General features: G+C 61.1%; 21 protein-coding genes. 18 read left to right on the forward strand and 3 right to left on the reverse strand.

Annotated elements, in window-relative coordinates; translation table 11 throughout:
• Positions 1-3 precede the first annotated feature (3 nt).
• From fliR to yegS, 18 genes are all read left to right on the forward strand, one after another.
• Entirely contained in the window at positions 4-789 is a 786-nt protein-coding gene (gene fliR, locus HBO10_RS13165) for a flagellar biosynthetic protein FliR (RefSeq protein ID WP_034126792.1), read from the forward strand.
• Positions 790-792: 3 nt separating this feature from the next.
• Entirely contained in the window at positions 793-1929 is a 1137-nt protein-coding gene (gene flhB / locus HBO10_RS13170) for a flagellar biosynthesis protein FlhB (RefSeq protein ID WP_169922003.1), read from the forward strand.
• 782 nt (positions 1930-2711) lie between these two features.
• Positions 2712-2915 (forward strand): cold-shock protein, encoded by a 204-nt coding sequence (locus HBO10_RS13180; RefSeq protein ID WP_034126795.1) that lies wholly within the window; start codon positions 2712-2714, stop codon positions 2913-2915.
• 1182 nt (positions 2916-4097) lie between these two features.
• On the forward strand, positions 4098-6212 hold the full coding sequence (gene flhA, locus HBO10_RS13185) for a flagellar biosynthesis protein FlhA (protein WP_034126796.1): 2115 nt from the start codon (positions 4098-4100) through the stop codon (positions 6210-6212).
• Positions 6213-6223: 11 nt separating this feature from the next.
• Positions 6224-7540 (forward strand): flagellar biosynthesis protein FlhF, encoded by a 1317-nt coding sequence (flhF, locus tag HBO10_RS13190; RefSeq protein WP_003192914.1) that lies wholly within the window; start codon positions 6224-6226, stop codon positions 7538-7540.
• A 105-nt stretch (positions 7541-7645) separates the two neighbouring features.
• The gene (fleN, locus tag HBO10_RS13195) at positions 7646-8479 is read left to right on the forward strand and encodes a flagellar synthesis regulator FleN (RefSeq protein WP_003192912.1); all 834 of its coding nucleotides are present in this window, start codon (positions 7646-7648) and stop codon (positions 8477-8479) included.
• Positions 8476-9216 carry an RNA polymerase sigma factor FliA gene (fliA, locus tag HBO10_RS13200; protein ID WP_003192909.1) on the forward strand — a complete coding sequence of 247 codons (741 nt, stop codon included), beginning with the start codon at positions 8476-8478 and terminating at the stop codon, positions 9214-9216. The genes fleN and fliA overlap by 4 nt, the downstream gene beginning before the upstream one ends.
• A gap of 167 nt (positions 9217-9383) precedes the next feature.
• Positions 9384-9758, forward strand: a complete 375-nt coding sequence (locus HBO10_RS13205; RefSeq protein ID WP_003192908.1) for a chemotaxis response regulator CheY — start codon at positions 9384-9386, stop codon at positions 9756-9758.
• Positions 9759-9776: 18 nt separating this feature from the next.
• Complete coding sequence (locus HBO10_RS13210) at positions 9777-10565, forward strand: protein phosphatase CheZ (RefSeq protein ID WP_003192906.1); 789 nt, start codon at positions 9777-9779, stop codon at positions 10563-10565.
• Positions 10566-10576: 11 nt separating this feature from the next.
• On the forward strand, positions 10577-12784 hold the full coding sequence (locus HBO10_RS13215; RefSeq protein ID WP_034126797.1) for a chemotaxis protein CheA: 2208 nt from the start codon (positions 10577-10579) through the stop codon (positions 12782-12784).
• Between the two features lie 48 nt (positions 12785-12832).
• A complete protein-coding gene (locus HBO10_RS13220) occupies positions 12833-13963 on the forward strand; it encodes a chemotaxis response regulator protein-glutamate methylesterase (RefSeq protein ID WP_169922004.1) in 1131 nt (376 codons plus the stop codon).
• On the forward strand, positions 13963-14703 hold the full coding sequence (locus HBO10_RS13225) for a flagellar motor protein (RefSeq protein ID WP_003192902.1): 741 nt from the start codon (positions 13963-13965) through the stop codon (positions 14701-14703). Before HBO10_RS13220 ends, HBO10_RS13225 begins: the two co-directional genes overlap by 1 nt.
• Before the next feature lie 205 nt (positions 14704-14908).
• On the forward strand, positions 14909-15796 hold the full coding sequence (gene motD, locus HBO10_RS13230; RefSeq protein ID WP_034126799.1) for a flagellar motor protein MotD: 888 nt from the start codon (positions 14909-14911) through the stop codon (positions 15794-15796).
• A 51-nt stretch (positions 15797-15847) separates the two neighbouring features.
• On the forward strand, positions 15848-16636 hold the full coding sequence (locus HBO10_RS13235; RefSeq protein ID WP_014719332.1) for a ParA family protein: 789 nt from the start codon (positions 15848-15850) through the stop codon (positions 16634-16636).
• Positions 16636-17427 (forward strand): CheW domain-containing protein, encoded by a 792-nt coding sequence (locus HBO10_RS13240; RefSeq protein WP_034126800.1) that lies wholly within the window; start codon positions 16636-16638, stop codon positions 17425-17427. Before HBO10_RS13235 ends, HBO10_RS13240 begins: the two co-directional genes overlap by 1 nt.
• A 79-nt stretch (positions 17428-17506) precedes the next feature.
• Positions 17507-17989, forward strand: a complete 483-nt coding sequence (locus HBO10_RS13245) for a chemotaxis protein CheW (RefSeq protein WP_003192896.1) — start codon at positions 17507-17509, stop codon at positions 17987-17989.
• Positions 17990-18382 carry a DUF2802 domain-containing protein gene (locus HBO10_RS13250; protein ID WP_034126801.1) on the forward strand — a complete coding sequence of 131 codons (393 nt, stop codon included), beginning with the start codon at positions 17990-17992 and terminating at the stop codon, positions 18380-18382.
• 273 nt (positions 18383-18655) lie between these two features.
• Positions 18656-19576: a lipid kinase YegS gene (gene yegS / locus HBO10_RS13255; protein WP_034126802.1), complete on the forward strand. Its 921-nt coding sequence runs from the start codon at positions 18656-18658 to the stop codon at positions 19574-19576.
• Here yegS and HBO10_RS13260 read toward each other — a convergent pair.
• The 3 genes from HBO10_RS13260 to HBO10_RS13270 all read right to left on the reverse strand — a co-directional run bounded on the left by HBO10_RS13260 (position 19535) and on the right by HBO10_RS13270 (position 21886).
• A complete protein-coding gene (locus HBO10_RS13260; RefSeq protein ID WP_034126803.1) occupies positions 19535-20194 on the reverse strand; it encodes a response regulator transcription factor in 660 nt (219 codons plus the stop codon). The two genes, yegS and HBO10_RS13260, sit on opposite strands and share 42 nt — an antisense overlap.
• Positions 20191-21084: a sensor histidine kinase gene (locus tag HBO10_RS13265; RefSeq protein WP_034126804.1), complete on the reverse strand. Its 894-nt coding sequence runs from the start codon at positions 21082-21084 to the stop codon at positions 20191-20193. The genes HBO10_RS13260 and HBO10_RS13265 overlap by 4 nt, the downstream gene beginning before the upstream one ends.
• A gap of 358 nt (positions 21085-21442) precedes the next feature.
• Positions 21443-21886 (reverse strand): hypothetical protein, encoded by a 444-nt coding sequence (locus HBO10_RS13270; RefSeq protein WP_169922005.1) that lies wholly within the window; start codon positions 21884-21886, stop codon positions 21443-21445.
• Between the last annotated feature and the right edge of the window lie 215 nt (positions 21887-22101).

Consider the following 22101-nt stretch of genomic DNA (forward strand, 5'->3'; position numbering starts at 1 on the left):
CCGATGCAATCCTTGCTGGCCTTGACCGACACCCAGATCAGTACCTGGGTGGCCTCGTTCATCCTGCCGCTGTTTCGCGTCACGGCGATGCTGATGGCCATGCCGGTGTTCGGCACCACCCTGGTTCCGCGTCGTGTGCGCCTGTATTTCGCGGTGGCGATCACCGTGGTAATCGTGCCTGGCCTACCGCCGATGCCGCCGGTGAACGCTCTCGATCTGAGCGCCTTGCTGCTGATTGCCGAACAGATTCTGATCGGTGCCATGCTGGGGTTTTCCCTCATGCTGTTCTTCCAGGCGTTTGTGATCGCCGGGCAAATCATCTCGATCCAGATGGGCATGGGCTTCGCGTCCATGGTCGACCCCACCAACGGAGTGTCGGCGGCGGTGATCGGGCAGTTCCTGACCATGCTGGTGACCTTGCTGTTTCTGGCCATGAACGGTCATCTGGTGGCGTTCGAAGTCTTGACCGAAAGCTTCACCACCTTGCCGGTGGGCTCGGGGTTGGTGGTCAACCATTTCTGGGAGCTGGTGGGGCGCCTCGGCTGGGTACTGGGGGCTTCGCTGTTGCTGGTGCTGCCGGCGATCACTGCGCTGCTGGTGGTCAATATCGCGTTTGGCGTGATGACCCGTGCGGCGCCGCAACTGAACATCTTCTCGATTGGTTTCCCGCTCACCCTGGTGTTGGGTATGGGGATTTTCTGGGTCGGCCTGGCTGACATTCTCAATCAGTATCAACCGCTGGCCACCGATGCCTTGCAATTCTTACGTGACCTGGCACGGGCGCGCTGAGTCATGGCCGAGAGCGAGAGTGGTCAGGACAAAACAGAAGACCCCACGGAGAAACGTAAAAAGGACTCCAGGGAAAAGGGCGAGATCGCGCGCTCCAAAGAGCTCAACACCTTCGCCACCATGATCGCCGGTGCAGGCGCCTTGCTGATCTACGGCGGTGGCCTGGCGCAGGACCTGCTGGAGATGATGAGGCACAACTTCAGCTTGCCGCGCGAAGTGTTGCTCAACCCCGATGCCATGGGCCAGTACCTGCTGCATTCGGGCAAAATCGCGCTGCTGGCGGTGCAGCCGATCCTGATCACCTTGTTGCTGGCCGCGCTGATCGGCCCGGTGGCCCTCGGCGGTTGGCTGTTTGCCGCGGGCAGCATGGCGCCCAAGTTCAGCCGCATGAACCCGGGGGCGGGGCTCAAGCGCATGTTTTCCGCCAAGGCCCTGGTGGAATTGCTCAAGGCCCTGGCCAAGTTTTTCCTGATTCTGTTCGTGGCGCTGGCGGTGTTGTCGTCCGATATCGACGATTTGCTGCGCATTGCCCATGAGCCGCTGGAATCAGCGATCATCCACAGCGTGCAAGTGGTGGGCTGGAGTGCGCTGTGGATGGCGGCCGGGCTGATCCTCATCGCCGCCGTGGATGCGCCGATCCAGTTGTGGGAAAGCCACAAGAAACTGCTGATGACCAAGCAGGAAGTGCGCGACGAGCACAAGGACCAGGAAGGCCGCCCCGAGGTCAAGCAACGCATCCGCCAACTGCAGCGGGAAATGTCCCAGCGCAAGATGATGGCCTCGGTGCCCGACGCCGATGTGGTCATCACCAACCCGACTCACTACGCCGTAGCGCTTAAGTACGACCCGGAGAAGGGCGGCGCACCGATGCTGCTGGCCAAGGGCAGTGATTTTACCGCGTTGAAAATCCGCGAAATCGCGGTGGCCAACGACATTCTGTTATTGGAGTCGCCAGCATTGGCGCGCTCGATTTTCTACTCCACCGATCTGGACCAGGAAATCCCGGCCGGCTTGTACCTGGCCGTTGCACAGGTACTGGCCTACGTTTACCAAATCCGTCAATACCGCGCCGGCAAGGGCAAGCGGCCTGATCCGCTCAAGGATTTGCCGATCCCGCCGGACCTGCGTCGCGATTCCTGAACGCTGCTGCTCACTGTAGGAGCGAGCTTGCTCGCGAAAAACTCACCGTCGTCGCGTTCATCCTGGCTCCCCGCGTTATCGTTACCCATCTCCGCGAGCAAGCTCGCTCCTACAGTGGTGTGCCGTTTACCTGTCAACTTTGACAGTAGCCATTACGCCGCCTTCACTGTTTGATACAGCGATGAGACGTGCAGCTCTGCACGACTCGGGAGGCGGTGATGGATAGGGGTACGGTCAGGTGGTTTGATGCGGTCAAAGGCATCGGCTTTATTGCCCGGGATCGCGATGGCAACGAGGTTGCCGTTCAGTCGACAGGCGCTCAACACGGTAACGTTCCACCCACCCCTCCCAAACCGCGAAAACCCCGCAAGCGCAAGAAACCCTCGGATGCATGAATCTTCTGCTGTTCCACCGCTACCACCCATCGGCAGCTCGCGTCTACCTGTCAACTTTGACAGTAGCCAAAGGATGTTTCCCGTTGTTCTATGACTGAACCAAACACTGCGCGTATGTAGTCAACGAGATGCAGGGAGAGCGGGATTGAAGGTGGCTACAGGAACTGTCAAATCCTATGACTGGGTCAGGGGCGATTGGCTGATCGAATTGGATGATGAGGCAGAAGAGGTATTTATCAATCGCAAGGATTGGCGTTGCACAGCGTTGTCGGTGGGTAAGCAACTGAGGTTTCAAATGGTCCATCGGCCCAAGGGCGTCTATGCGTTGCCCGTCAGGGTGCGTCACCGGGGTGAGTTGGGTTCTGAGTAAGTGTAAGGAGAGCGGCAATGGCAGCGGGTACTGTGAAATGGTTTAACGCGGAGAAGGGATTTGGCTTTATTGCCCAGGAGGATGGGGGGGATGACGTTTTCGTCCATTACTCGGTAATCCAGTCGCAGGGGCTAAAAACCCTGGCTGAAAACCAAAAAGTAGAATTTGACATCACGCAAGGACCAAAGGGCCCCCAGGCTGAGAATGTGCGGCCAGTTTAAAAACTGGATCACAGGTGGGTGCTGGCTTGATCGTTCCCACGCTCCCGCGTGGGAACGCATCGCGTGATGCTCTGCGTCACCCTTGCAGAGTGCTCAAGTCGTGCGCCTGGCTCGGGACGCGGAGCGTCCCAGGCGGCATTCCCGCGCAGAGCGTGGGAATGATCGAGGGAACCGCGTTATTGTTCTAGCCTCAGGTATCAAGCCTCTTGATCGTTCCCACGCTCCCGCGTGGGAACGCATCGCGTGACGCTCTGCGTCACCCTTGCAGAGTGCTCAAGTCGTGCGCCTGGCTCGGGACGCGGAGCGTCCCAGGCGGCATTCCCACGCAGAGCGTGGGAATGATCGAGGGAACCGCGTTATTGTTCTAGCCTCAGGTATCAAGCCTCTTGATCGTTCCCACGCTCCCGCGTGGGAACGCATCGCGTGACGCTCTGCGTCACCCTTGCAGAGTGCTCAAGTCGTGCGCCTGGCTCGGGACGCGGAGCGTCCCAGGCGGCATTCCCACGCAGAGCGTGGGAATGATCGAGGGAACCGCGTTATTGTTCTAGCCTCAGGTATCAAGCCTCTTGATCGTTCCCACGCTCCCGCGTGGGAACGCATCGCGTGACGCTCTGCGTCACCCTTGCAGAGTGCTCAAGTCGTGCGCCTGGCTCGGGACGCGGAGCGTCCCAGGCGGCATTCCCACGCAGAGCGTGGGAATGATCGAGGGAACCGCGTTATTGTTCTAGCCTCAGGTATCAAGCCTCTTGATCGTTCCCACGCTCCCGCGTGGGAACGCATCGCGTGACGCTCTGCGTCACCCTTGCAGAGTGCTCAAGTCGTGCGCCTGGCTCGGGACGCGGAGCGTCCCAGGCGGCATTCCCACGCAGAGCGTGGGAATGATCGAGGGAACCGCGTTATTGTTCTAGCCTCAGGTATCAAGCCTCTTGATCGTTCCCACGCTCCCCGCGTGGGGAACGCATCGCTTGACGCTCTGCGTCACCCTTGCAGAGTGCTCAAGTCGTGCGCCTGACACACCGCATCGCAGGCAAGCCAGCTCCCACCCTTGAATCGGTTCCCACTCGAAAATCGGCCCCGAAAGCAAAGTTGGAAGGCTTTTTGCAACCCCGCCTCCAAGTCGCCTTCCAGCGTCAAAACTTTGCTTCAAGGACCCGAGGAATACCGGTGGTAGATCGCTCTCAAATGCTCAACACGGCCCGTGGCACCCTGACTGACCTGTCGCGGGGCAATCTGGGTGTGCCGTTGTTGTTGCTGGTGATGCTGGCAATGATGATGTTGCCGATGCCGCCGTTCCTGCTCGATGTGTTCTTCACTTTCAACATTGCCCTGTCTGTCGTGGTCTTGCTGGTGTGCGTGTACGCCTTGCGGCCGCTGGATTTCGCGGTGTTCCCGACGATTCTGCTGGTGGCGACCCTGCTGCGCCTGGCATTGAACGTCGCTTCCACGCGGGTGGTGATGCTCCACGGCCAGGACGGCCACGCCGCCGCCGGCAAGGTGATCCAGGCCTTCGGTGAGGTGGTCATCGGCGGTAACTACGTGGTCGGTATCGTGGTGTTCGCGATCCTGATGATCATCAACTTTGTGGTGGTGACCAAGGGCGCCGGGCGGATTTCCGAGGTGAGCGCGCGGTTCACCCTCGACGCCATGCCCGGCAAGCAGATGGCCATCGACGCCGACCTCAACGCCGGCCTGATCGACCAGGGCCAAGCCAAGGCGCGCCGGGCGGAAGTCGCCCAGGAAGCCGAGTTCTACGGTTCCATGGACGGTGCCAGCAAGTTTGTGCGCGGCGACGCCATCGCCGGCCTGTTGATTCTGTTCATCAACCTGATCGGCGGCGTGGCCGTCGGTATGTTTCAGCACGGCATGACATTCGGCGATGCCGGCAAGGTGTATGCCTTGCTGACCATCGGTGACGGTTTAGTGGCGCAATTGCCATCACTGTTGTTATCCACAGCGGCGGCCATCATGGTTACCCGTGCTTCGGGCTCCGAAGACATGGGCAAGCAGATCAGTCGGCAGATGTTCGCTTCGCCCAAGGCCCTGGCCGTGGCGGCGGGCATCATGGCGATCATGGGCATTGTGCCGGGCATGCCGCACTTTTCGTTCCTGAGCATGGCGGCCCTGGCGGGTGGTGCGGCGTACCTGTTCTGGAAAAAGCAGAACCAGGTCAAAGTCCAGGCCCAGCAGGAAATCGCCCGTCAACAGGAGCTGCTGCCATCCCCGGCCCGCGCCCAGGAAACCAAGGAATTGGGCTGGGACGACGTCACGCCCATCGACATGATCGGCCTGGAAGTCGGTTACCGCCTGATCCCGCTGGTCGACCGCAACCAGGGTGGGCAACTGCTGGCGCGGATCAAGGGTGTGCGCAAGAAGCTGTCCCAGGACCTGGGTTTCTTGATGCCCACGGTGCATATCCGTGACAACCTCGACCTGGCCCCCAGCGCTTATCGCCTGACGCTGATGGGGGTAATCCTGGCCGAAGCCGAGATCTACCCGGACCGCGAACTGGCGATCAACCCCGGCCAAGTGTTCGGTACCCTCAACGGCATTACCGCCAAAGATCCGGCTTTCGGCCTGGAAGCGGTGTGGATCGAAGTCAGCCAGCGCAGCCAGGCGCAGTCCCTCGGTTACACCGTGGTGGATGCCAGCACCGTGGTCGCCACGCACCTCAACCAGATTCTCTACAAGCACTCCCACGAGTTGATCGGCCACGAGGAAGTCCAGCAATTGATGGGCTTGCTGGCCAAATCGTCGCCAAAACTGGCCGAAGAGCTGGTGCCTGGCGTGCTGTCACTGTCGCAGTTGCTCAAGGTGTTGCAAGCGCTGTTGGCCGAACAGGTGCCCGTGCGCGACATTCGCAGCATTGCCGAGGCCATCGCCAACAATGCCGCCAAGAGTCAAGATACTGCCGCTCTGGTGGCGGCGGTGCGTGTCGGCGTGTCCCGCGCAATCGTGCAAAGCATTGTAGGGACTGAGTCGGAGCTGCCTGTGATCACCCTGGAGCCCAGGTTGGAACAAATATTGCTCAATAGTATTCAGAAGGCAGGGCAAGGCCAGGAAGAGGGCGTTTTACTGGAGCCAAGCATGGCTGAAAAGCTGCAGCGTTCGTTGATCGACGCCGCACAGCGCCAGGAAATGCAGGGCAACCCGGTGATCCTGCTGGTGGCCGGCCCGGTTCGCGCGATGTTGTCGCGGTTCGGACGCCTGGCCGTACCGAATTTGCACGTGTTGGCTTACCAGGAAATTCCTGACAATAAGCAAGTGACTATTGTCGCGACAGTTGGGCCCAATGGCTGAGGTAGTGGGTTATGCAAGTTAAGCGTTTTTTCGCCGCCGATATGCGTCAGGCCATGAAACTGGTCCGTGATGAGCTGGGCGCCGATGCCGCGATTATCGGTAACCGTCGGATTGCCGGCGGTGTCGAGCTGACGGCTGCCCTGGATTACACGCCCCAGGCGCTGGCCCCGCGCGTGCCAAACATGGAGCTCGAAGACGAGCTGCGCAAGACCGCCTCGCGCATTGTGTCGGCCCAGGCTGAACTGAGCATGCGTGGCGACAGCGATGCCAGCACCAATCGCCAGTTGTTTGCCGGCCTGCCGCTGACCGCCGCCGAGCCGCTGGTTGAACCCACCTTTGTCGAACCGCCGCGTCCTGCAGCGCCTGCCCCGGCTGCCGCAGTTGACCAGCGCGTGATTGACTCGATGCGTTTTGAACTCAACGGCCTGCGTGAATTGCTCGAAGTGCAGCTCGGCTCGCTGGCCTGGACCCAACTGCAAGGCAGCAAGCCGCAGCAAGCCAACCTCTGGCGTCGCCTGCAACGCATCGGCCTGTCCGGCCCGTTGTCCCGCGACCTGCTGGCCTTGACCGCTGAAGTCGAAGAGCCGCGCCAGGCCTGGCGCATGCTGCTGGCGCACTTGGCGCGCATGATTGCCACGCCGGAAATCGAACCCCTGGAAGAGGGCGGTGTAATCGCCATGGTCGGCCCCGCCGGCATGGGCAAGACCACCACCCTGGCAAAGCTTGCGGCCCGTTACGTGCTTAAATACGGCGCGCAGAATATCGCCCTGGTGAGCATGGACAGTTACCGTATCGGCGCTCAGGAGCAGCTCAAGACCCTGGGCCGCATCCTCAACGTGCCGGTAACCCATGTCGACCCGGGCCAGTCCCTGGCCAATGCCCTCGACCCGTTGCTGCGCAAGCGCGTGGTGCTGATTGATACCGCCGGCCTGCAAGCCAGTGATCCGGCGCTGCGCATGCAGCTCGAAAGCCTGGCCGGGCGAGGCATCAAGTCAAAAAATTACCTGGTGCTTGCAACCACCAGCCAGAAACAGGTTCTTACCGCTGCTTATCACAGTTACAAGCGTTGCGGCCTGGCCGGTTGCATCCTCACCAAGCTCGATGAAACCGCGAGCCTGGGCGAGGTGTTGAGCCTGGCCATCAGCCATGAATTACCGGTTGCCTACCTCACCGACGGGCCGCGGATCCCGGATGATCTGCATCTGCCGCGCCGTCATCAGTTGGTCAGCCGTGCCGTGAGTGTGCAAATGCAAGACGAGCCTAGCGAGGAAGCGATGGCCGATATGTTCGCCGACCTTTACCACCACCCGGCTAAACGGGTGGGTTGAGGCAGGATGAACACCGTGAAATGTACCTACATCGATGGTCTGCAAGCGATTCACGCGGCCAAGCCATGTAGCCTGCGTCTAAGCAAGACAAGGTAAAGAAATAAAATGGGCAGCATGCATCCCGTACAGGTGATCGCGGTGACCGGCGGCAAAGGTGGCGTCGGGAAAACTAACGTGTCAGTGAATTTGTCCCTGGCCCTGGCAGAGCTTGGCCGTCGCGTCATGCTGCTGGATGCTGACCTGGGCTTGGCGAACGTGGACGTTCTGCTGGGGCTGACACCCAAACATACCCTGGCCGATGTGATCGAAGGCCGTTGTGAGCTGCGCGACGTGCTGCTCCAGGGCCCCGGAGGCATTCGCATCGTGCCGGCGGCCTCGGGCACCCAGAGCATGGTGCACCTGAGCCCCGCGCAGCATGCCGGGCTGATCCAGGCGTTCAGCGACATCGGCGACAACCTCGACGTGCTGGTGATCGACACCGCCGCCGGGATCGGCGAGTCGGTGGTCAGCTTTGTGCGCGCAGCGCAGGAAGTGCTGTTGGTGGTGTGCGACGAACCCACCTCCATCACCGACGCCTATGCGCTGATCAAACTGCTTAACCGTGACTACGGCATGAACCGCTTTCGCGTGTTGGCCAACATGGCCCAGAGCCCGCAGGAAGGGCGCAACCTGTTCGCCAAGTTGACCAAGGTCACGGATCGCTTCCTCGATGTGGCCTTACAATACGTCGGCGCAGTTCCCTATGACGAGTGTGTGCGCAAGGCCGTGCAAAAGCAGCGTGCGGTCTACGAAGCGTTCCCTCGTTCGAAATGCGCACTGGCGTTCAAGGCCATTGCCCAGAAGGTCGATACCTGGCCGTTGCCCGCCAACCCGCGGGGGCATCTGGAGTTTTTCGTCGAGCGTTTGGTGCATCAGACGAGCGCAGGACCGGTGCTATGACATCCAGCGGCTACAACCTTTACAAAAAGTCGGCACGTGACAGCCAGGGCGAATTGATCGAGCGCTATGCGCCGTTGGTCAAGCGCATTGCCTATCACCTGTTGGCGCGCCTGCCCGCGAGTGTGCAGGTCGAAGACTTGATCCAGGCCGGCATGATCGGCCTGCTTGAAGTCTCGACCAAATACGACGCCAGCAAGGGTGCCAGTTTCGAAACGTATGCGGGTATCCGTATCCGTGGCGCGATGCTCGATGAAGTGCGTAAAGGCGATTGGGCGCCGCGTTCGGTACACCGCAATACGCGCATGGTCAGCGATGCAATTCGTGCAATTGAAGCAAAAACCGGCCGTGACGCTAAAGATCATGAAGTTGCGGCCGAACTCCAATTGAGTCTCGACGATTACTACGGGATTTTGAACGATACCTTGGGCAGCCGCCTGTTCAGTTTCGACGACCTTTTACAGGACGGCGAGCACGAAGGGCTGCACGAGGACGGCGCGAGCGCGCATACGGAGCCGTCGCGCGACCTGGAAGATGAACGTTTCCAGGGCGCGTTGGCCGATGCAATCGCCAATTTGCCAGAGCGTGAGCGGCTGGTGCTGGCGCTGTACTACGACGAAGAGCTGAACCTCAAGGAAATCGGTGAGGTCCTGGGGGTCAGCGAATCGCGTGTCAGCCAGTTGCATAGCCAGTGCGCAGCCCGCTTGCGGGGCCGATTGGCCGAGTGGCGCGCGCGCTGACAGGCAGTGTGGGGGCACTGCAGACGCTGCCGTGAGATCGCAAGGTTTCGCGGCTGTGTGCCGTGGTGCCCTGGGCAGTCCTTTTTGTGTAACGCCTGTTGATTGAAATGGCGCGTCCAGGTGCTGGGCGCGTTTAAGACTGCTTGGAGGTCGAATTGGACAAGAACATGAAAATCCTCATCGTTGATGACTTCTCAACGATGCGGCGGATCATAAAAAACCTGTTGCGTGACCTTGGGTTCACCAACACGGTCGAGGCGGATGACGGCCTGACGGCCATTCCGATTCTCAACAGCGGGAGCATCGACTTTCTGGTGACCGACTGGAACATGCCGGGCATGACCGGTATCGACCTGCTGCGCCATGTGCGCGCCGATGAAAAACTACGCAGCCTGCCTGTGCTGATGGTGACCGCCGAAGCCAAGCGCGAACAGATCATCGAAGCCGCCCAAGCCGGGGTCAACGGTTACGTGGTCAAGCCATTCACGGCACTGGCCTTGAAAGAGAAGATCGAGAAAATCTTCGAACGCATCCACGGCTAATGCCATCGCGGGGGAGCTATGGAGCATAACGAAACGTCACAGGGCGACTTTGAGTCGACCCTGAAAAAACATGCTCACCAGTTGGTCGACAGCCTGGAAAAAGGCCAGTTCGCCGATGCGGTGCAGTTGATCCATGAGCTTAACCAGACCCGTGACCGCGGCCTGTACCAGGAAGTGGGCAAGCTCACACGCGAGCTGCACAGCGCAATCGTCAATTTCCAGATTGACCCGCGCATGCCCCAGGCCGAAGAAATTTCCCAGATCACTGATGCCACTGAGCGCCTGTCCTATGTGGTCAGACTGACTGAGGCGGCGGCCAACCGCACCATGGACCTGGTGGAAAACGCCACGCCTCTGGTCAACGGCATGGCCACCGAAGCCCAGGCCTTGAGCCAGGACTGGGGCCGCTTCATGCGCCGCGAAGTGGGCGCTGAAGAGTTTCGTGAATTGGCGCGTCGCGTCGACGGGTTCCTGTCGCGCAGCGAACAGGAAAACCGCACGGTGGCCAGCAACCTCAACGACATCCTGCTGGCCCAGGATTACCAGGACCTCACCGGCCAGGTGATCAAGCGCGTGACCCAGTTGGTCACCGAAGTGGAAAGCAACTTGCTCAAATTGGTGCTGATGGCCGGCCAGGTCGATCGTTTTGCCGGCATCGAACATGACCGCGAAGCGATCCTCTCGGAAAAAGATCCACAAAAACATCTCGCCAAGGGTGAAGGTCCGCAGATTCATGCCGATAAACGTGAAGACGTTGTGTCAGGTCAGGATGACGTAGATGACCTGTTATCCAGTTTAGGCTTCTAAGGAGCACCCACATGAGCTTCGGCGCCGATGAAGAAATCCTTCAGGATTTCCTTGTAGAGGCCGGCGAAATTCTAGAGCAACTGTCCGAACAACTGGTCGAGCTGGAAAGCCGACCGGATGATGCGAACCTGCTCAATGCAATTTTTCGCGGTTTTCACACTGTAAAAGGGGGCGCCGGCTTCCTCCAGCTCCATGAGCTGGTGGAGTGCTGCCACATCGCCGAGAACGTCTTCGACATCCTGCGCAAGGGTGAGCGTCACGTCGACTCGGAATTGATGGACGTGATTCTCGAAGCACTGGATGCGGTCAACGGCATGTTCAGCCAGGTGCGTGAACGTGCACCGATCACTGCCGCCACCCCGGAACTGCTGGCTGCCCTGGCGCGCCTGGCCGAACCTGCCGACACCGCGGCTGCGCCGGTGGTCGAGGCTGCGCCGGAGCCGGTGGCGCAAGCCGAGCCGGACGTGACCGACAGTGAGTTCGAACAACTGCTCAACTCCCTCAGCGCGGTCAAGGCCGAAGCTGAAGCGCCGGTGCAGCCTGCCGCGACGCCGAGCAGTGAAGACATTACCGACGCCGAATTCGAGTCGTTGCTCGACCAGTTGCACGGCAAAGGCCAGTTCGCAGCAGATGCCGTGGCCCCGCCTGCAGCTGCGCCAGAAGCACCCGCTGCCAACGCCAGCACCGACATCACCGACGACGAGTTCGAGGCACTGCTCGACCAACTGCATGGCAAAGGCACCTTTGTGGCCGAAGCCTTGCCCGAGGTGGCGGCCACTGCCGCCGCTGCGCCAGCGGCCAGCACAGCACCTGCCGATGATGGGCTGATCTCCGATCACGAATTCGAAGCCCTGCTCGACGAGTTGCACGGCAAAGGCAAGTTCAGCGAAGTGGCCCCGGCCGCTGCCGCCCAGGTTACAGCGCCAGCCGCTGCCACTGCGGCACCGGTTGCTGCCAAACCTGCGCCGGCTGCCAAGCCAGCACCTGCCGCCGCCCCGGCCCCTGCGCGTGCAGCCACGCCGGCTGCTGCGGAAAAACCCGCCAGCGAAGCCGAAACCACCGTGCGCGTGGATACCGCGCGCCTTGACGACATCATGAACATGGTGGGCGAACTGGTGCTGGTGCGTAACCGCCTGGTGCGCCTGGGCCTTAACAGTGGCGACGAAGCCATGCAGAAGGCCGTGTCGAACCTCGACGTGGTCACCGCCGACCTGCAAACCGCGGTGATGAAAACGCGGATGCAGCCGATCAAGAAAGTCTTCGGCCGTTTCCCGCGCCTGGTTCGCGACCTGGCGCGCCAGCTCAAGAAAGAAATCAACCTGGAGCTGGTGGGCGAAGAAACCGACCTCGACAAAAACCTCGTCGAGGCCCTGGCCGACCCGCTGGTCCACTTGGTGCGCAACGCGGTCGACCACGGGGTAGAAACCCCGGAAGAACGCGAAGCCGCCGGCAAGTCCCGCAACGGCAAGGTGATTTTGGCGGCGGAGCAAGAGGGCGACCACATCCTGCTGTCGATCACCGATGACGGCAAAGGCATGGACCCGACCATCTTGCGCAATATCGCGGTCAAGCGCGGCGTGATGGACAAGGACGCCGCCGACCGCCTGACCGACACCGAGTGCTACAACCTGATCTTTGCCCCGGGCTTTTCGACCAAGACCGAGATCTCCGACGTGTCCGGGCGTGGCGTGGGCATGGACGTGGTGAAGACCAAGATCAGCCAGCTCAACGGCTCGATCAATATCTACTCGACCAAGGGCCAGGGCTCCAAGATCGTCATCAAGGTGCCGTTGACCCTGGCGATCATGCCGACCCTGATGGTGATGCTGGGCAACCAGGCGTTCGCCTTCCCGCTGGTCAACGTCAACGAGATCTTCCACCTCGACCTGTCGCGCACCAACGTGGTGGACGGCCAGGAAGTGGTGATCGTGCGCGACAAAGCGTTGCCGCTGTTCTACCTCAAGCGCTGGCTGGTGGCCTCGGCCGCCCATGAAGAACAGCGCGAAGGCCATGTGGTGATTCTGTCCGTGGGTACCCAGCGCATCGGCTTTGTGGTCGACCAACTGGTGGGCCAGGAAGAAGTGGTGATCAAGCCTTTGGGCAAGATGCTGCAGGGCACCCCGGGCATGTCGGGCGCAACCATTACCGGTGACGGTCGCATCGCACTGATTCTCGATGTTCCGAGCATGCTCAAGCGTTACGCCGCACGGCGTATTTGATTCTGGTGGGGCAGGGCGGTCATGCCCGCCCCGCCTAACGGAGTGTTTATGGCAGTCAAGGTCCTGGTGGTGGACGATTCGGGTTTCTTCCGCCGCCGCGTCTCGGAAATTCTTTCCGCTGATCCAACGATCCAGGTGGTCGGCACGGCCACCAACGGCAAAGAGGCGATCGATCAAGCCATTGCCTTGAAGCCGGACGTGATCACCATGGACTACGAGATGCCGATGATGGATGGCATCACGGCCGTGCGCCACATCATGCAACGCTGCCCCACACCGGTATTGATGTTTTCGTCGCTGACTCACGAAGGCGCGCGGGTGACCCTCGACGCCTTGGATGCCGGCGCGGTGGATTTTTTGCCGAAGAATTTCGAAGACATCTCGCGCAACCCCGACAAGGTCAAGCAGATGCTGTGCGAGAAGGTGCACAGCATTTCCCGCAGTAACCGTCGCAGCTTGTTCAGCACGCCCGCGCCAGCTGCCACGCCTGCGCCCGCAGCAGCGGCGCCGACCTCGTCGTTTGCGCGCCCGGCGCCTGCGCCCGTGGCCCGGCCTGCGGTCGGACCGGTACGTGCCGCCGCAGCGCCGAGTGCGCATTCGCCCGCGCCCAAGCGCAAGGCTTACAAACTGGTCGCCATCGGCACCTCCACCGGCGGCCCGGTGGCCTTGCAGCGGGTGCTGACCCAACTGCCGGCCAACTTCCCGGCGCCGATTGTGCTGGTGCAACACATGCCGGCGGCGTTCACCAAAGCCTTCGCCGAGCGCCTGGACAAGCTGTGTCGTATCACCGTCAAGGAAGCCGAGGATGGCGACATCCTGCGTCCTGGCCTGGCACTGCTGGCGCCGGGCGGCAAGCAGATGATGGTGGACGGGCGTGGCGCGATCAAAATCCTGCCGGGCGATGAGCGCCTGAACTATAAGCCGTGCGTGGACATCACCTTCGGTTCTGCAGCCAAGTCCTACGGCGACAAAGTTCTGGCGGTGGTGCTCACCGGCATGGGCGCCGATGGCCGTGAAGGTGCGCGCCTGCTCAAACAGGGCGGTAGCGCCATCTGGGCCCAGGATGAAGCCAGTTGCGTGATCTATGGCATGCCCATGGCGATCGTCAAGGCTGACCTGGCCGATGCGGTCTACAGCCTGGACGACATCGGCAAGCACCTGGTGGAGGCCTGCCTCTGATGGATGTCTTGAGCCTGATCGGCATCACCATGGCATTTGTCGCCATCATTGGTGGCAACTACCTGGAAGGCGGCCACCTCGGCGCCTTGGCCAACGGCCCGGCAGCGCTGATCGTGATCGGTGGCACCGTGGGCGCGGCGTTGTTGCAGTCGCCCCTGAGCTCGTTCAAGCGTGCCATGCAGATTCTGGTGTGGATCATTTTTCCGCCACGGGTCGACCTGGCAGGCGGCATCGACCGCGTGGTCAATTGGAGCCTCACCGCCCGCAAGGAAGGCCTGCTGGGCCTGGAAGGCGTGGCCGATGCCGAACCTGACAGCTACGCGCGCAAAGGCCTGCAACTATTGGTCGATGGCGCCGAACCGGAAGCGATCCGCAGCATCCTCGAAGTGGATTTCTACACTCAGGAAAGCCGTGACATCAATGCCGCCAAAGTCTTTGAAAGCATGGGCGGCTATGCGCCGACCATCGGCATCATCGGCGCGGTAATGGGCCTGATCCATGTGATGGGCAACCTGGCCGACCCCTCGCAACTGGGCAGCGGCATTGCCGTGGCGTTTGTCGCGACCATCTACGGCGTGGCCAGTGCCAACCTGGTGTTGCTGCCGGTGGCCAGCAAGCTCAAGTCGATTGCCATGCGCCAGTCGCGTTATCGCGAAATGTTGCTCGAAGGCATCCTGTCGATTGCCGAGGGCGAAAACCCGCGCTCCATCGAATTGAAGCTTCAGGGCTTCATGGATTGATGGGTATGCACATTGACCTGTGGCCAGTGAGCTTTATGTGGCGAGCGAGCTTGCTCGCGCTGGGCTGCGAAGCAGCCCCAAAACCAGGTACCGCAATCTGTCTGAACAAACGCGTTGCCTGGATGGGGGCCGCTTCGCGCCCCAGCGCGAGCAAGCTCGCTCGCCACAGTAGAGCGGCCAATAGCGGTCAGGGAGGTATTTGCCTGTGAGCCGTCGCCGTCGCGAGCCTGAAGAACACGTCAACCACGAACGCTGGCTGGTGTCCTACGCTGACTTCATCACCTTGCTGTTCGCGTTTTTCGTGGTGATGTACTCGATCTCGTCGATCAACGAAGGCAAGTACAAGATCATTTCCCAGGCGCTGGTCGGCGTGTTCAACGATGCCGAGCGGGCGCTCAAGCCGATCCCCATCGGCGAAGAGCGGCCCAAGACGGTGACCCCGGCCAAGCCCCTGGTCAATGACAGTGATGAAACCGCCGCCGGCATCGGCGGCACCAGCGACCCGCTCAAAAGTATCGCCGACGATATCAGTGCCGCCTTTGGCGACCTGATCAGTTCCAACCAGATGACCGTGCGCGGCAATGAGTTGTGGGTGGAGATCGAGCTGAACTCCAGTCTGTTGTTCGCCAGTGCCGATGCGTTGCCCAGTGACCAGGCGTTCACGATCATCGACAAGGTGGCGGCGATCCTCAAACCGTTTGAAAACCCGATCCACGTGGAAGGCTTCACCGACAATTTCCCCATCAGCACCGCGCAGTACCCGACCAACTGGGAACTGTCCTCGGCCCGCGCGTCGAGCATCGTGCGCATGTTGGCCATGCAGGGCGTGAACCCCCAGCGCCTGGCGTCGGTGGGCTATGGTGAATTCCAGCCGGTGGCCAATAACGCCACGGTGGAAGGCCGCGCCCGTAACCGCCGGGTGGTGCTGGTGGTCTCGCGCAACCTGGATGTGCGTCGCAGCCTGACCGGTACTGGCACTGCCAATGCCACCCCGGATGCGGCGTTGAAGCGTGCTGGCACACAAACTGCACCGCCCGTTGTCAAGCCGCCGGTCCGACCGAGTAACGTCAATTCTCCGTCGCTGGCTCAATAACCGTATGCAATGTCTCGGTCGCGCCTGTGCCCGCCGGGAGGAACCAACCGAATGAGAGTCTGGGCAGTTGCCAATCAAAAGGGTGGGGTCGGCAAGACCACCACTTCCATCGCCTTGGCCGGCTTGCTGGCCGAAGCGGGCAAGCGTGTGGTCGTGGTTGACCTGGACCCCCATGGTTCCATGACCAGCTATTTCGGCTACGACCCGGATGCGCTGGAACACAGCTGCTATGACTTGTTTTTGCACAAGGGCAGCGTGCCGGCGGATCTGCCTGGGCAACTGCTGTTGCCCACCAGCAACGAGAGCATTTCCCTGCTCCCGTCGAGTACTGCCCTGGCCACCCTGGAGCGCCAGTCGCCAGGCCAGAGCGGCCTGGGCCTGGTGATCGCCAAGACCCTGGCGCAGCTGTGGCAGGACTTCGATTACGCGATCATCGACAGCCCGCCGTTGCTCGGCGTGCTGATGGTCAATGCGTTGGCGGCCAGCCAGCAATTGGTGATCCCGGTGCAGACCGAGCACCTGGCGGTCAAGGGCCTGGAGCGTATGGTCAGCACCCTGGCGATGATCAACCGTTCGCGCAAGCAGGCGCTGCCGTTCAGTATCGTGCCGACCTTGTTCGACCGTCGCACCCAGGCGTCCCTCGGCACCTTGCGCGTATTGCGCGATGCCTACCCGGACACCATCTGGAATGGCTACATCCCGGTGGACACGCGCCTGCGTGACGCCAGCCGTGCCGGGCTCACACCGTCGCAGTTCGACGGCAAGAGCCGTGGCGTGCTGGCCTACCGTGCGTTGCTCAAGCACCTGCTGTCGCAACAGCTTGTGGCGCAGGTGGCGTGATGAACCGTCCTGTCGAATTCAAGACCCGCCCGCAACTGGCTCTGGAATCCTACCTGGATGCCTTGCTGCAGGATGCGACGGCCGAGGAACTGCCAGAACCGATTCTGGTACTTGAGCCTGCTGTCGAACCCGAAAGCCCGCTGGATGAATTCCAGCAGGCGGTGATGGAAGAACAGGCGCGGGATGCGCAGGTGGTGGAGGCTCCCGTGGTGGTGCCAAGCGTCCCGGCGGTGTTGGCGCCCCCGGTGGTTGAACCGCTGGTGGAAGTGCACCTGCCGCCCAGCCTCACGCCGCCGCCGGTGACGGGCGACGGTCGCCCTTCGTGGGCCGCCGAGCCGTTCGAGTGCCTGCTGTTCGACGTCGCCGGGTTGACCCTGGCGGTGCCGCTGGTGTGCCTGGGCTCGATCTATTCCCTGGAAGGCCAGGAGCTGACGCCGCTGTTCGGGCAGCCGGAGTGGTTCCTCGGCATCCTGCCCAGCCAGGCCGGCAACCTCAAGGTGCTGGATACGGCGCGCTGGGTGATGCCCGACCGCTACCGCGATGATTTTCGCCAGGGCCTGCAATACGTGATCTCGGTGCAGGGCTACGAGTGGGGGCTGGCGGTGCATCAAGTCAGCCGCTCGTTGCGCCTGGACCCCAATGAAATCAAATGGCGCAGCCACCGCGGCCAGCGGCCGTGGCTGGCGGGCACTGTGATCGAACACATGTGCGCGTTGCTGGATGTCGCCGAACTGGCCGAGTTGATCGCCAGTGGTGCGGTGAAGGCAATGCCACAGAACAAACGCAGTTGATTGAACAATAAGGGCCGTGCGGTTGCGCGGCCTACGTGCACACACGCCGTCGATAGCGGCATTTGAAGGGGTCAGATGAATGAACAAGTCAGCGTCCGCACAAGGTTTGGATGATCCGATCCTGCAATGGGTGACCTTCAAGCTGGACAACGAAACATACGGCATTAACGTGATGCGCGTGCAGGAAGTGCTGCGCTACACCGAGATCGCCCCGGTTCCAGGCGCGCCAAGCTACGTGCTGGGCATCATCAACCTGCGCGGCAATGTGGTGACGGTGATCGACACCCGCCAGCGGTTCGGCCTGGACACGGTTGAAGTCAGCGACAACACCCGTATTGTGATCATCGAGGCCGACAAGCAAGTGGTCGGCATCCTGGTCGACAGCGTGGCCGAGGTGGTTTACCTGCGCCAATCGGAAGTGGAAACCGCACCGAACGTCGGTAACGAAGAGTCGGCCAAGTTCATCCAGGGCGTGTGCAACAAGAACGGCGAACTGCTGATTCTGGTTGAGCTGGACAAGATGATGAGCGAAGAAGAGTGGTCGGAACTGGAGAGCATCTGATTGTTCCTTGAGGCAGCGGTGATTGTCCTGGCCCTGTTGTGGGCCGGGACCTTGGCGTTTGTGCTGCGCTATGTGCGCCAGCAGCGGGAGTTGGCCTTGCAACAGGCCGAGCGCGATGCGGTGCGTGACCGGCGCATTCTGGAACTGGTCAAGCGTGTTGATCACTTCCAGCAAAGTGCGGTGCGGGTTGGGGATGAAGTGCATGAACTGCGCGCGATTCTCGCGCCGTTGCCCGACAGGTTGGTGCAGTTGGAGCAGCGTGATCCGTCGAACCTGTCGTTTGCCCAGGCGGCCAAGCTGGTCGGCATGGGGGCGACGGTGGATGAGCTGACCCAGTCGTGTGGGCTGACCCAGGCTGAGGCGCAGTTGATGAGTAAGTTGCACAAGGGCTGATTCTCGACGCGGCTTGGCCGCCGCAGCGATCAACTGTGGGAGCTGGCTTGCCTGCGATGACGGCCTACCAGCCGACACCTCTCTACCTGACACCCCCCGATCCAACTGTGGGAGCTGGCTTGCCTGCGATGACGGCCTGCCAGCCGACATCTATCTGCCTGACAGCCCACATTTTGATCTGCATACCTCAATCAATTTTCTCCAGCCACAGACTTTTCCTGTTCCCCAAAGGTCAACATCCTTCAAGCACCTTGACCCAGGAGATTCTCCCAAATGACCGCCCCCAAAGCCCTGTTGATCCTCCACGGCAAACAAGCACTCAACGAGGATGTGCGCGCTGCTGTGCTGGCGCGGCGTGAGCAGGGTGGGGAGTTGGCGGTGCGGGTGACCTGGGAGGGCGGTGATGCCCGGCGACTGGTCAATGAAGCCCTGGCCGAGGGGTACACCCATATCATTGCCGGCGGTGGCGACGGCACCTTGCGCGATGTGGCCGAAGCCATGGCCCATGCCAACACTGACGCCAGCCTGGTGCTGATGCCCCTGGGCACCGCCAATGATTTCGCCAAAGCCGCCGGCGTGCCGTTGGAGCCGGCTGGCGCCCTGGCCTTGCTGGACGTACAGCCCAGGGCGATCGACCTTGGCCAGGTGGGTGGGCAAATCTTCTTGAACATGGCCACCGGTGGTTTTGGCAGCCAGGTCACGGCCAACACCTCCGAAGACCTGAAGAAGGTCTTGGGCGGTGCCGCGTACCTTTTCACCGGTTTAACCCGCTTCAGTGAATTGAAAGCCGCCTACGGTGAATTGGAAGGCCCGGATTTCCATTGGAAAGGCGAGTTGCTCGCGTTGGGCATCGGCAACGGTCGCCAGGCCGGTGGCGGGCATGTGCTGTGCCCCGGAGCATTGGCTGATGACGGGCTGTTGGATGTCAGCATCTTGCCGGCGCCTCAAGAGGTGGTCGGCACGTTGCGTGAGTTGATGAACAACGGCTGGGGCCTGGACACCATGTTCGTGCGCGCACGCCTGCCCTGGGTGAAGATCAAGGTCGCACAAGGCTTGTACATCAACCTCGACGGCGAGCCGCTGGAAGGCGACGACCTGCACTTCGAGGCGCTGCCCAAGGCCCTGCGCGTGCACTTGCCGCTGGGTTCGCCGTTAGTCGTCCAGGCTGATGATCTGCTCACGCACGGCAAATAGCACCAGGCCCGCCACGTCAAAAATCTGCAAGCGCTTCATGATCTGCGAGCGGTGGGCTTCGACAGTCTTGATGCTCAGGCCCAGGCCGTGGGCAATTTCCCGGGTGGATTTGCCGCGCACGATCAAGCGCAGGATTTCCAGTTGCCGCGCCGTCAGGTTGTGGCTGTGGGCGACAGGCGCGCTGGAGTCCTGGCTACGGATCAGCGCCTGGTTGATCACTGTGTGGGCGATGGCGGGGCTCAGATAGCGTTCGTTGTTACGCAGAGCCAGCAGGGCATGTTCCAGCTCGTTGGCGGTGGTGTCCTTGAGCAGGTAGCCGTGGGCACCAGACTCCAGGGCGCGCATGATCATCTCGGGATCGGTGTGCATCGACAGGATCAGCACTTTGCACTTGGGGTAGGCGCGCTTGAGCTGCTGCAAGGCATCCAGGCCCCCGGTGTGTTTCATCGACAGGTCCAGCAGCACAATGTCGGGCTGCAGGGCGCAGAATTTCTCAAGCAGTTGCGCGCCATCGCTGGCCTCTCCAACGACGGCGTAGCCGGGGATATCCAGGATCAGTGCACGCACGCCGGCGCGGATCAAGGCATGGTCATCGACCAGGAGCAGATTGCAGGTCACCGGAGAACCTTATGGGCACTGGCCCGTTCGAGGGCGCGGGGGGCCCAGGGGAAAAGTGCGTGGATGCGTGTGCCGTTGCCCGGCTGGCTGCTGACGGACACGGTGCCGCCCAACTGGTGGGCCCGTTCGCACATGCCGGCCATGCCCCGTTGGCCTTCCTTGCCGGGGTCGGCGGCAGGTGCGAAGCCCTGACCGTCATCGCATATCGTCAGTGACAGCCCTTCCGGCAAGCGTTGCAGGCGCACCAGCAGGTTGTGTGCCTTCGCATGGCGCAGCATGTTGGTGACCGCTTCCTGGGTGATGCGAAAGGCCGCCACGGCCATTTCTTCGGGAATGCCGGTGAGGCGTTGCTGACACTCCAGGCTCCAGCACACCTGGGTATTTTCCAGGGCCTTGAGCAGGTGCGCGCGCAGGCTGGCTTCCAGCCCCAGGCTTGCCAGTTGGCGAGGGTTGAGAATGGCGGACACGTCGCGCACCTTGGCCAGGGTTTCATTGAGCGTATTGCATAGCACCGAGCAATGAATTTGCAGGTCTTGGGGTAGTCGACGCTGCAACCATTCGCTCTGCAACTTGGCGGCGGTCAGCAGTTGGCCGATGTCATCGTGCAGCTCGCGGCTGAGGCGGTGGCGTTCGTTTTCCTGGACTTGCAGCAGGCGGTCGGCCAGCTCCTGGGGCTGGAACTTGATGGCTTTGCGCGAGCGCCACTGGTGCAGGGCGACCACTGCCAACGTGACCAGGTTGAGCAACACAATCACTAATGGCAGCGGCGCGCCTTGCAGGTAAACCCACAGGCTGACCAGCAGTGAGCACAGGCACAGGGCAAGGATGAGGGGGCGCGCATGGCGGCGGGACACGAACCTTGCGATGAGTGACTTGAGGCTGGCGTACATAGCGGATGGAGCCAATGAGGGTTCACTGCGCGAAGACCGGTCACGGCGGTTGACTGGGCTCTGTCGAGAGTGCGGTGCCGGATCGTGGTTATCCATAATGAAGTTGCTTCATTTCGAGCGGGGCATGGTACCACCACTATTACCGTTGGTCGCCTGGCATATTCCTCCCTCGATATATTAACCACGTCAATGCCCTGACGGTCAGGCCAGCGCTCTTGAGTTGTATTAGTTAGACTGATTTGTACAATTTTCAAGGTGCTGGCTAATTGATATTTCTTCAGTCTCTAGAAGTGTTTCATCTTTGCCTTAAACGGTCGCTTTTAGATAACACGGGTATTAAATACGACCTCTCCTTGATTTAAGACCTCTGGTGTAGACGCTGCTGATGGCCGTAGTCTTTTTGCGGAATCTGCGAGGTCACCGTGGCAATCAGCGAAGTTTGCTCACTGTCATCCAGGCCCAGTTCTCCGGTACGGATGTCAATCAGCTCCAGTTGCCAAGCCAGTAACCTCAGGCAGTCGTGCAACGCCTCCAGGGCCTGGTCATGCAGTTGCACCGGGCTCACGGCATTGGCGATCAGGTATTGAATATGCCGGGAGAACTCGCTGATCGCCTGCAAGGCCAGGCCATCGGCTTTTTCTGCCAGTTTGGCCAAGCTGGTTTTCATGCAGTCGATGGCGTCGCTGTCATTGCGGATCAAATGCAGGTGGTTCAGGCATTCCTCGGACTTGGCCAGCAGCATTTCGGCTTCCAGCAAAAACTCGGGAAGCGCGGTTTGCCATTCGTTCGCGCTATTCATCATGCAAGTCTCCACAACTTAAGGTCGGGTGATGAGATGTCGCACCGGGTGAATGGCTTAAAACTAGCGCTGAAATACGACTGGGGCGTGTAGGTTGCTTCCGATAAACCAGTAGGACGTTTATTGAAAAACTCACGAATGCCGCCTTTAACCGCTGTTAGGCGGGATGACGCAACTTCAGTTGCCGATACGTGAGTGCCTGAAAGGCCCGTAGACCA

This window comes from Pseudomonas sp. WS 5503, from assembly GCF_012985385.1.
In the GTDB taxonomy this organism is placed as follows: Bacteria; Pseudomonadota; Gammaproteobacteria; order Pseudomonadales; family Pseudomonadaceae; genus Aquipseudomonas; species Aquipseudomonas paracarnis.